The sequence below is a fragment of the Cobetia sp. 2AS genome, from assembly GCF_029846355.1.
Lineage (GTDB): Bacteria > Pseudomonadota > Gammaproteobacteria > Pseudomonadales > Halomonadaceae > Cobetia > Cobetia amphilecti.
On sequence record NZ_JARWKQ010000005.1, the window covers coordinates 1 to 11,461 of the forward strand.

The following is an 11,461-nucleotide window of genomic DNA, read 5'->3' on the forward strand; positions in this document are numbered from 1 at the left end:
GCAAAACAATCGCCTGCAAACCTCTTTCACCGCTGGTAACGCCATGCGTCCCCGGCAGCGGATGCGTACTTTACGCACGAACCGCCGTGAGGGCAAGGGCTTTTTCAAGAGATTGTCATCAGGGTGTCATGCATCTCGAACACCTCCCATCACCTTGGTGCCGATGCTCTATCGACCAGACCGAGAATCGATTGATAGCTGAGCCCGGAGTGCTCACTCAGCCCTATCTCGCAGGTGCGCGAATTGGAAACCCCGTAGTCGCAATCGGCCACTACCTCCTTCAGTCCCTTCAGCGCCGAGGCATTGAGCTCCGGTGTACTGAAGCCCTTGTCGCCGGCGAAGCCGCAGCAGGTGACCTCTTCCGGCACGACGACTTCACTGGCGCACTGCCGCGCCAGCGCCACGAACTGCTCTGCCAGCCCCATGCGGACACTGGAGCAGGTGACATGCACCGCGACTCTCGCCTTGAGCGGTGTGATCGAGAGATAGGGCAATAGATAGTCGAGTACCAGCTGCACCGGCTCGACCAGAGTCAGCGACACCTCGAGATGCTCGCCCGCATAGGCCTGAGCCTGTGCCAGGCACGGACTGGTATCACAGAAGATCGGCAGCCGTCCGCCGTCGCTCGCCTCCACCAGCGCCGCTGCCAACTCGGCGGCCTTGGCATCTCCCGCCTCGAACTGCCCCTTGGACTGGAAGGCCATGCCACAGCACAGCGCATCCACCCCTTTCGGCAGCACGACCTCGAAGCCTGCCTTGTCCATCAAGGCCAGCGCCATCTCGGTGACACTGCGCGGATCGCGATCATCAGCAGCGACCCCGAAGACACGCGTGGCGCAGGACGGGAAGTAGACGACATGCCCATTGGGCGCTGCACTGCGCCCCAGTGGCTGTGCGAGATGCTTGAGATAATCACGCGCAGCGGCGGCCGGCATGCTGGGAGTCCATTGCTGCACCCTGTCACCGGACACCTTGCGAGCGGCCTGGGTCAGGCGACGCATGTTGCGCGTACCGACGGCGCCATGCAGCCCATCCGCCAGCCTGAGCACGCCACGCATGCCACTGGTGACACGTGTGAAGTGCTCGCCGGCCCAATGCGCCACCTTCATCTTGCCTGGATGATCGGCACCGGCGTTCTCCTCATGACGCAGCCCCCGGATCAGATCACCGGTATTGATGCCGACCGGACACTGGGTCGCGCACAGGCCATCGCCCGCACAGGTCTCCATGCCCTGATAGGCATATTCCTTCCTGAGCACTGCCAGCTGGTCGCGCTGTGCATCATCCGGCGCCTCGAGCGCTGCCAGGCGTGCGATCTCCCGTCGGATGACGATGCGCTGGCGCGGCGTCAGGCTCAGGTTCTTCGACGGACAGACCGACTCACAGAAACCGCACTCGATGCAGCGGTCCACCAGCGGGTCCGCCGCCGGCAATGGCTTGAGGTTTTCCAGATGCAGGCGAGGATTGCGCGTCAGGATCACTTCCGGGTTGAGCAGATTGTCCGGATCAAAGGCCTCCTTGATACGCCACATCAGGGCATAGGCATCCTTGCCCCACTCAAGCTCTACATAAGGCGCCATGTTGCGACCAGTGCCATGCTCGGCCTTGAGCGAGCCACCATATTCCTGCCCCACCAGCTGCGCGACGTCATCCATCAGCGCCTGATAGCGCGCCACCTCGCCTTCGCGTTCGAAGCCCTGCGGGAAGACGAAGTGAAGATTGCCCTCCAGCGCGTGGCCAAACAGGATCGCCTGGGAGTAACCATGCCGCTGGAAGACCTCCGTCAGCGCACCGACGCCTTCCGCCAGCCGCTCGATGGGGAAGGCGACATCCTCGATGATCACGGTGGTCCCCAGGTCACGCACTGCACCGACCGCCGGGAACAGCCCCTTGCGGATCTTCCAGTACAGCGCATAACGCTGCGCATCCTGAGTGAAGGCCCACGACTCGCAGGTCTCGATGCCTTCCAGCACGCGGGCAACCTCGGCCATGCGCGCCTCCAGCTCCTGATGATGCGCGCCCCGCACATCCACCAGCAGCGCGACCGCCTCTTCCGGCAGGGTGCGCAACACGTCCGGCATGCCCGGTGCGTCCTCCACGGAGCGCAGCGCCGCGCGGTCCATCAGCTCCACCGCCGCGACCGGTGCCGTCTTCAGCAACATGGTGGCGCGACAGGCCGCATCGATGTTCGGGTAGTACACCAGCGCCGCCGCCTTGTGTGGCTCCTCGATCACGGTGCGATAGGTAATGGAGGCGATGAAGCCCAGCGTGCCTTCCGAACCGATCATCAGATGCTTGAGGATCTCGAGACCATCGGCATAGTCGACCAGCGCATTGAGACTATAGCCGGTGGTGTTCTTGAGCCGGTACTTGTGGCGGATGCGCTCGGCCAGCTCAGGGTCGGCGCGCACACTGGCCGCCATGCGCTCCAGCTCCGCGAGCAGACCACCATGACTGGCGCGAAAGGCCTGCACGCTCTCCGGCGACGCCGTATCCAGGCAGGTGCCATCGGCGAGAATGACGCGCAGGTCCTCGACGGTGCGATAACTGTTGTGTGCCGTGCCGCAGCACATGCCGGACGCATTGTTGGCCGCGATACCGCCGATCATGCAGCTGTTGATCGAAGCCGGGTCCGGGCCGATCTTGCGCCCGAAGGGTGCCAGCAGCTGATTGGCACGCGCCCCGATCACCCCCGGCTGCAGGCAGATGCGACTGCCCTGCTCCAGCACCTGCGCCCCTCGCCACTCACCGCCCAGCTGGATGAGCACCGAATCCGTCAGCGCCTGACCGGACAGCGACGTCCCTGCCGCACGGAAGGTCACCGGCAACTTGCGCGCTCGGCACTCGCGCAACACATGCCCCAGCTCCTGCTCGTCATGCACCCGCACCACCAGCTGCGGCACCAGCCGATAGAAGCTGGCATCCGTGCCGTAGGCCAGGGTGCGCAGCGGATCATGGATCAGGCGCTCACCGGGAATGTGCTGCGCCAACGTCTCGCGCAGAGCGTCATAGGCAGCAGCACGCGCCTGGGGTGAGGCATGCCCGCCCATGGCAGGGTGAGCAGTGGAGTCAGGGGCAGCAGCGACGGTCATGGCCAGTCTCTTTATCAGTCAGGATGTCTTTCAGGGTATCAGTCAGCACGGATCACGCTTACGAGGACTCGGGGGTTGGCGCACCCTTGGGTCAGGCCTTCCGATAAATTGGTCATACCAATTTACCCTTCTGTGCTTCGGCATAATCTAGGCGTCGCCTCGAAAGGGGTCAAACATCATGTAGTACAAGGTATCTAGACATTGGTCAAAGCAGCTTCATTGCATAAAATTGGTCTTACCAATTATTGATAGCACTCATCTCCCACGCGAGGCGTGGTTATCACACATATTGGTAAGACCAATGTCGGCTGTGGCGTGGAATGCCCACGGGCCACACTGATCATCGGCAGCGCCGCAAGCGCCCCTCTCTTGCATGCCGCGCTCTGGCTTTCCAGCGTTCGGTGCCGCCTTTCACCTTTGCCGCAAGGACACTTCCATGCGTTACGCCCCCGTCCGCCAACCCCGTATCGCCGATGTACTCACCGAGCGCCTCGAAAGCATGATCATCGAAGGCAGCCTGAAACCCGGCGAGCGCCTGCCACCGGAGCGCACCCTGGCCGAGCAGTTCGAGGTCTCGCGCCCCTCCGTGCGGGAGGCCATCCAGAAGCTGGCCGCGCGCGGACTGCTGACCTCACGCCAGGGCGGCGGCACCTATGTCTCTGAAGAGCTGGCGCGCGCCTGGTCGGACCCGCTCAGCGCGCTGCTGGGTCGCCACGGCGAGTTCAATCTCGACCTGCTGGAATTTCGCGATGCGCTGGAGGGCATCAGCGCCTACTACGCCGCCATGCGCTCCACCCCTGCCGACAAGGCAATGCTTCGCCAGCGCTTCGAGGACCTGGAGAAGAGCTTCGAGGGACGTGACCCGGAGCGCGAGGCCGGTGCCGATGCCGCCTTCCACCTCGCCATCGCCGATGCCGCGCACAACGTGGTGCTGCTGCACTCGATGCGCAGCCTGTTCCAGTTGCTGGAGAAGAGCATCGTGGCCAACCTGCGCCACCTGTTCGAGAAGCCGGAATCACGCCCGCGCCTGATCCAGCAACACCGCAGCCTGTTCGAGGCGATCATGGAAGGCCGCGCCGAAGATGCACGCAACGCCGCCCATGAGCATCTGGTATTCGTCGAGGATTCGCTGCTGGAACTGGAACGCGCCGAGACTCGTGCCCAGCGCGCCTTGCGCCGTGCCCAGGCGGCGCCGGATGACTCATGACACTCCGTCATGACGCTCTGGCTGAATATGAAGATCCGGATATGCAGTGCTTGAGATGAGGGCCTTAACATGAAGGCTTGCCGATGAAGGACACGCGCCTGCCCCAGCTGTGGCGTCTCGTACTGGCGGTCGCGCTACCGCTGGGGCTGATGCTGTGCGTGTGGCAGGCGGTCTCGATGGCGCGCAGCCAGGGTCTGGAGCGCCTGGGGCATGAGGCAGACAACGAACTGCGTCTGACCGCCGCCAGCCTGCGCGGACAGCTGAATCGCCACGCCTATCTGCCCAGACTGGTGGCAGAGAATGGCCAGCTGCGCGACTTTCTCGATCACCCAGAAGACCCCAGCGCGGAAGTGGCACTCAATCAGCGACTGGACCGCATGCGTGAGCTGGCCGGCATCTCGGACCTCTATCTGGTCGATGACACCGGCACGACCATCGCCGCCAGCAACTGGCGTTCCGCCAATACCTTCATCGGCCAGAACTATCGCTTCCGCCCCTACTGGCAAGACGCCATCAACGGCGGCGAGGGGCGCTTCTACGGGCTGGGCACCAGCTCCGGTGAGCGCGGTTACTTCTTCAGCGCTGCCGTCACCAGCCCGCAGGGCCGACGTGGCGTGGCCGTGGTCAAGGTGCAGATAGAGGCGCTGGAGGCGGCGTGGCTCGACCAGAATGCCGACATCATGGTCACTGATCCGCATGGCGTGATCTTCATCGCCAGCCAGGCGCAGCGGGTATTGCGCACGCTGGAGCCACTCAGCGAGGAGACACGCAACCGGCTGCTCGACACCCAGCGCTATGCCAATCAGCGCCTGCGCCCGCTGCGCCTGCATCACCGCGAGGCGCTACCGGAGCTGCTGGGCTCGTCCTTTGAGTCGCGCCGAGACACGACCTCCATCGAGCTGTTGCAGCTGACACCGGGGGATCTCTGGCAGCACGCCTGGCTGAGCCTGTCCCAGCCACTGCCGGACATCGGCTGGCGCCTGCATGTGCTCAAGCCACTGGCACCGCTGCGCAGCGGTATCTGGCAAGCGGCCGGACTCGCGGCCGGTGGCTATGCCTTGCTGTGTCTGCTGGCAGGGCTGGGCTGGCAGCGACTGCGCATCCTGCGTGAGCGTCGCCTGTTTGCCGAGCGCGAGCGCCAGAATCTCGCCAGTAGCCAGCAACGGGTGCGCGGCATCATCGACCGCACTCAGGCTGGCCTGTGCATCCTCGATGAGCGGGTCCGGCTGGTGTATCTCAATCCGACGGCCATCGCGCTGTTCGGCTCGCCCTTGAGTGCCGATGCCTCACCGGACGACTCACCCCGCCAGCCCAGCGCCCGCGAAGGGCGTGATCTGCGCGAGCTGTTCCTGCCGGCCGAGCGCCACCTGCTGGACCGCCTGACCCAGGCCCGCTCCGTCGGCCCACTGGAAGTGCATGGCCTGCGCGAGGGTGTCGCGGTGCCACTGGAGCTTTCCTGCTCTCCGCTGCCCAGCCCCAACGGTCCGCGCTGGCTGGTCACGGTCTTCGATGTCAGCGAACGCCGTGCCCAGGCCGAACAGCTCGCCCAGGCACGCGATGCCTTCGAGCAACGGGTGGTCGAACGCACCCGCGACCTCGCCGCCAGCAACACGCGCCTGAGTGCCGAAGTCGAGGAGCGCACCCGCGCCGAACGCGAGCTGCGCGAGACGCGTGATGAATTGATCCAGACCGCCAAGCTGGCGGTACTGGGGGAACTGGCCGCCGGCATCAATCACGAACTCAATCAGCCATTGGCCGCCATCCGCGCCTATGCCGAGAACGCGACCGCCTTCCTCGCCCGCGCCCAGACCTCCCAGGTCGAGAGCAACCTGCGCCAGATCACCGAGCTGACCCAGCGCATGGGCGAGATCAGCGCGCAGCTGCGTCAGTTCTCACGCAAGAGCGGTGACCGCCTGGAAGCCATCGATCTCACCACCAGCCTCGACTACGCCCTGCGCCTGCTGCATGCACGTTGCGAGGCACTCGGCGTGGCCCTCATTCGCGAAGCGAGTCCAAAGCTTGACCGGGTGCGCGCCGAGCCGGTACGTCTGGAGCAGGTGTTGGTCAACCTGATCGGCAATGCACTGGATGCGCTTGCCGACATGCCCCCCGAGCGCACGGAGCCCCCCAGCATCCAGCTCAACCTGCATGAGCAAGCGGGCAGCGCCGGCAATCAGGTCGTGCTGGAAGTCCACGACAACGGCCCCGGCCTTGAGCCATCGCAACTGGTGCGCGTGTTCGAACCTTTCTATACCCAGCGCGCCGACGGCCAGGGGCTCGGGCTGGGGCTATCGATCAGCGCGCGTATCGTCGCCGACCTCGGCGGCACCCTCGAGGCGCATCCCTCGCCGCTGGGTGGCGCACTGTTCCGGCTGACGCTGCCGGCACTCTCGATACACTCACTTGCGACGCCCTCACATCAGCCGTCGCCCTCACAACCCCCGATGCCACCCACCGCCAACCATTCACAGGAGCCGTCATGAGCGACGTCACGAATACCGACATGCAGGTGCTGGTGGTGGATGACGAACCGCACCTGCGCGACAGCCTGAGCCAGAGCCTGATGCTGGCCGATTACCGCACTCGCCCGCTGGCCAGTGCCGAGCAGGCACTGGCGATCCTGCGCGCCGAAGCGCCCTTCGAAGGTGTGGTGGTCACGGACATTCGCATGCCGGGCATGGATGGCCTGAGCCTGCTGCACGCGACGCATGCCGTGGATGACGAGCTGCCGGTGATCGTGATGACGGGGCATGGCGACATCGATACCGCCGTCGCGGCCATGCAGGCCGGTGCCTGGGATTTCATCGAGAAGCCCTTCGATCGCGAGCGCATGCTCGATGGCGTGCGGCGTGCGGTGGCCGCTCGCCGGCTGGCGCTGGAGAACCGCTCGCTGCGCGAACAGCTGGATACCCAGCGCAACAGCGCCGGCCCCAGGCTGGTCGGCAGCAGTGACATCATGCAGCGCCTGGATGCCCAGGTATCACGCCTGGCGGTGGTCGATGCCGACACCCTGCTGTATGGCGAGACCGGCGCCGGCAAGGACCGTGTCGCCCGCTGCCTGCACGAGCGCAGCGCCCGCGCCAGCAAGCCCTTCGTGGCGCTCAACTGTGGCGGCATGCCGGAGACGTTGATCGAGTCGGAACTGTTCGGCCATGAGAAAGGCGCCTTCACCGGTGCCAGCGAGCGCCGCATCGGCAAGCTGGAACACGCCGACGGCGGCACCCTGTTTCTCGATGAGATCGAATCGATGCCGATGTCGTTGCAGATCAAGCTGTTGCGGGTGCTGCAGGAGCGCAGCATCGAGCGGCTCGGCAGCAATACGCCACGCCCCATCGATATCCGCGTCATCGCCGCCACCAAGCGGGATCTGCGTGAAGCGGCCAGCGCCGGCGAGTTTCGCGAAGACCTCTACTACCGCCTGAACGTGGTCACGCTGTATCTGCCGCCACTGCGCGAGCATGCCGAGGATATCCTGCAGCTGTTTCGGCACTTCGCGATTCTGGCCAGTGAACGCACCAGTCTGGAAGTCCCGCCGCTGGATGCCACCACCCTGCAGGCGCTGCTGGCGCATGACTGGCCGGGCAACGTGCGTGAGCTGAGAAACTGTGCGGAACGCCATGTGCTGCTGGGCGGGCTGGAGGGCAACATCGGCGACAGCATGGCGGAAGGGCGACCGCTCACCGCGGGCACGAGTGGCCCGGCCGTGAACAGCACGGAAGCCGCAAGAGAGGCGGTCAGAGAAGGCATCACCGCCGGCATGGGCGAGCGGGATGCATCAGGCGAACCGAGGGACTCAGGCGAGCTGGGGGAACTGGAGTACAACGTGAAGGCAGCCACGCAGGCGCAATCGCTGCCGCAGCGCATGGAGGCGTTCGAAGCCGCGCTGATTCGCGAGGCCCTGGCGGCCAGCAAAGGTCAGGTGGTGATGGCCTGCGAACAGCTGGGACTGCCGCGCAAGACGCTCTACGACAAGCTCAAGAAGCACGGCCTGAGCGCCGAGCCCTATCGTGCCTGATGCATCACAACCAAGGCATCACAACCAAGGCATCGCAACGGAGATTCGCGCCGGCCTTCAGCCAGACGGCATCAGACGCCGGCCATCAGCCGTGACAGGCCTGCACCAAACACGGACAGCGGCCCCTGCAGGTGCATGATGTCCACCAGTACCGACAATGGTGGCAGCCAGGGCGTCATGGCGGCAATCACCGCCACCATCGCCAGCGAGTTGCCCGGCTCACGATAATCGAACAGCTTGAAGGCGGTGCCGAAGCTGCGTTTCAGGCGTGCCCCGACCATGTCGACGCTGTACATCTCATCGAGCAGCAGGTGGATCATGGCGCCGAACAACAGGGCCGCACCCTGCCACCAGGCCTGCTCTTCACTCTGGCCCAGCACATGCAGGCTGGCAGCCGTCACGCCCAGCGAGCACAGCAGTGACGCCAGCAGCGAGTGCCAGATACCGCGATGGACGGTGAAGCGCTTGAAGATGGCGCTGGCCACATAGCGCACGCCCAGATAGGTGGCGCCGCCCGCCATCATCAGCGGCCCTGCCAGCAGGCGGTCCTGCAGCAACAGCACGCAGGCCATGGTCGCCAGTACCGCAAACAGCGTGAACAGGATACGGATGGCGCGCGAGTTGTCGGAGTCGATATCCGGCAGGATACCGCCGAAGGTGGTCAGGCTCGCCAGCGGAACCCCCTCCGCCAGCGACCACAGGCCGCCCTGCCAGCCCGCCGCCGCGACGATGCCGCCGGCGAAGGCCGCTACGGTGATATGGGTACGAAAATTGGCCATGAAATACGGGTCGCGAGCCCTCGACGATGTCACTGGACCAGACGCCACACGCTGGCACTGGATATACGTCCAGATTATGACGCAAGCATTTCATGAAAAACAATGGCTTGTCCTGGTTTGTGCGCACCACTGCCACCTCTGCCTTCTGGATCTTGTGAAAAACCGACCCTGGCTTGCGGCAAATCCGGCCCTGAAACGAGCACTCCCCCACCGGCCTGAGCCGACGGGGGAGTGATCATTGCTGCGTCTGCCAATCTCCGCAATGGAGGTTCAGTCAGCGTAGTCTTCGGCCAGATGCTGATCCTTCAGCTTGACGTAGTTCACCGCCGAATAGGTGAAGAACTCACGCTCACTGTCCTTGATCGGGCGCAGCGCCTTGGCCGGGTTGCCGGCATACACATGCCCACCCTCGAGACGCTTGCCCGGCGGCACCAGCGCACCGGCCGCGATGATGACTTCATCTTCCACCACCACGCCGTCCATCACGATGGCGCCCATGCCGACCAGCACGCGGTCGTGAATGGTGCAGCCATGCAACACGGCCTTGTGACCGATGGTGACGTCATCACCGATTTCCAGCGGATAGCCGCCCGGATTGAAATCACTGGCGTGGGTGATATGCAGTACCGCGCCATCCTGCACGCTGGTGCGCGCGCCGATGCGGATACGGTGCATGTCGCCGCGAATCACCGCCAGCGGCCATACCGAGCTGTCATCCCCGAGGGCGACATCACCCAGCACCACACTGGCCGGATCGACGAAAACCCGCTCGCCCAGTCGCGGCGTCAGGCCCTTGAAGGATCTAATGCTCATGCCTTACCTCCTGAATTAGGCAACCAGCCTACTGCGCCAAACACCGGGATGCCAATAGCGCAACGGCCTGACTCGCGTTGCGATGTTTTCGACACCCCGTCCCGACGCCCCGCTTGCCGGCTCAACATGCCCCGCGCACCGCGCCGCGCCGTGCGCTGACTCAACGCAAGATTCACGTACCGATTACGCAAGCGCGCTTACTTGAAGAAGCTCCAGCCCAGCACGACGACGACCAGCGGAATCGAGATCCAGCGCAGCACCCAACGCCAGGTGCGGAAGAAGCCACGCGAGGTGCCGAGGCCTGCCAGCGCACGATTCTGCGGCATCACCCAGGCCGCGAAGATGGCGATCAGCAGCCCGCCGATCGGCAGGAAGAAGTCCGGCGGAATCGTCGTCACCGCATCGAAGACATTCATCTCGCCCAGCACGTGCACGTCCTTGAGGCTCGAGAAGGACAGCACCGACAACAGCCCCATCGCCCACACCGAGACACCGACCACCAGCGCCGCGTGGCGACGCTTGAGACCCCAGCCCTCCAGCACCTCGACGATGGGCTCGGCGATGTTGATCGAGCTGGTCCAGGTCGCCAGCAACAACAGCAGGAAGAACAGCGCCAGCAGCACGCTGCCACCCGGCAGATTGGCGAAGGCGATCGGCAGGCTGACGAACATCAGGCCGGGGCCGGAGGCCGGGTCCATGCCCTGGCTGAAGACCGCCGCGAAGATGGCGATACCCGCCAGCAGCGCCACACCGATATCCAGCGCCGCCACGGCGATCGCGGCCGTCGGCAGGCTCTGGCGCTCCGGCATGTAGGCGCCGTAGGCCATCAGGGCACAGGCACCGACCGCCAGAGTGAAGAAGGCATGCCCCATGGCATTGAGCATCACGTCCAGCGTGATGGCACTCGGGTTGGGCATGAACAGCCAGCTCAGCGCGGGGCCGAAGCCGGGCGTGCTGATGCTGTAACCGGCCAGCGCCAGCAACAGCACGTAGAGCAGCGGCATCATCAGGTTGTTGAGGCGCTCGAGCCCGGAAGAGATGCCGGCGGCCACCACGCTCATCGTCATCAGCATGAAGACGGTGTGGTTGAAGGTCATCGTGACCGGGTCTTCCAGGAAGGCACCGAAGGAAGCGCCGATCTCCGGCGGGCTCATGCCGCTGAAGTCACCCTTCAGCGAATCGACCAGATACTCGATCGACCAGCCCGACACCACCGAATAGAACGACAGGATGAAGAACATGGTGATGGCGCCGAACAGTCCCAGCCAGCGCCAGTGCGGGGTGCGGCCACCGCTGACGGCCAGATGGGCCAGCGCCTGCATCGGTCCGCGGCGTCCGGCGCGCCCGATCATGATCTCGGCCATCATCACCGGCAGCCCCAGCAACAGCACGAAGCCGATATACAGCAGCAGAAATGCCGAACCGCCGTTCTCACCGGTCATATAGGGGAAGCGCCAGATATTGCCCAGCCCGACGGCGGCGCCGGTCACGGCCAGAATGAAGGCTCGGCGACTGCCCCAGCGTTCGGTGGTTTCGCTCATGTCTGCTCTCGTGG

General features: G+C 64.8%; 7 protein-coding genes. 3 read left to right on the top strand and 4 right to left on the bottom strand.

What is annotated here, in order from left to right:
- Nucleotides 1–149 precede the first annotated feature (149 nt).
- On the bottom strand, nt 150–3,092 hold the full coding sequence (locus QD356_RS13325) for an FAD-binding and (Fe-S)-binding domain-containing protein (RefSeq protein WP_225996591.1): 2,943 nt from the start codon (nt 3,090–3,092) through the stop codon (nt 150–152).
- A 436-nt stretch (nt 3,093–3,528) separates the two neighbouring features.
- On the opposite strand from QD356_RS13325, the gene QD356_RS13330 reads away from it, so the two are divergent.
- From QD356_RS13330 to QD356_RS13340, 3 genes are all read left to right on the top strand, one after another.
- Nucleotides 3,529–4,299, top strand: a complete 771-nt coding sequence (locus QD356_RS13330; RefSeq protein WP_192838977.1) for an FCD domain-containing protein — start codon at nt 3,529–3,531, stop codon at nt 4,297–4,299.
- Nucleotides 4,300–4,382: 83 nt separating this feature from the next.
- Complete coding sequence (locus QD356_RS13335) at nt 4,383–6,782, top strand: ATP-binding protein (protein WP_192838978.1); 2,400 nt, start codon at nt 4,383–4,385, stop codon at nt 6,780–6,782.
- Entirely contained in the window at nt 6,779–8,314 is a 1,536-nt protein-coding gene (locus QD356_RS13340) for a sigma-54 dependent transcriptional regulator (protein ID WP_225996592.1), read from the top strand. Before QD356_RS13335 ends, QD356_RS13340 begins: the two co-directional genes overlap by 4 nt.
- A 71-nt stretch (nt 8,315–8,385) precedes the next feature.
- On the opposite strand, the gene QD356_RS13345 is transcribed toward QD356_RS13340, so the two are convergent.
- From QD356_RS13345 to QD356_RS13355, 3 genes are all read right to left on the bottom strand, one after another.
- Nucleotides 8,386–9,093 carry a metal-dependent hydrolase gene (locus QD356_RS13345; protein WP_052384803.1) on the bottom strand — a complete coding sequence of 236 codons (708 nt, stop codon included), beginning with the start codon at nt 9,091–9,093 and terminating at the stop codon, nt 8,386–8,388.
- A 270-nt stretch (nt 9,094–9,363) separates the two neighbouring features.
- Nucleotides 9,364–9,906: a gamma carbonic anhydrase family protein gene (locus tag QD356_RS13350; RefSeq protein WP_153636693.1), complete on the bottom strand. Its 543-nt coding sequence runs from the start codon at nt 9,904–9,906 to the stop codon at nt 9,364–9,366.
- 197 nt (nt 9,907–10,103) lie between these two features.
- Complete coding sequence (locus tag QD356_RS13355) at nt 10,104–11,447, bottom strand: sodium-dependent transporter (RefSeq protein WP_054556322.1); 1,344 nt, start codon at nt 11,445–11,447, stop codon at nt 10,104–10,106.
- Nucleotides 11,448–11,461 lie beyond the last annotated feature (14 nt).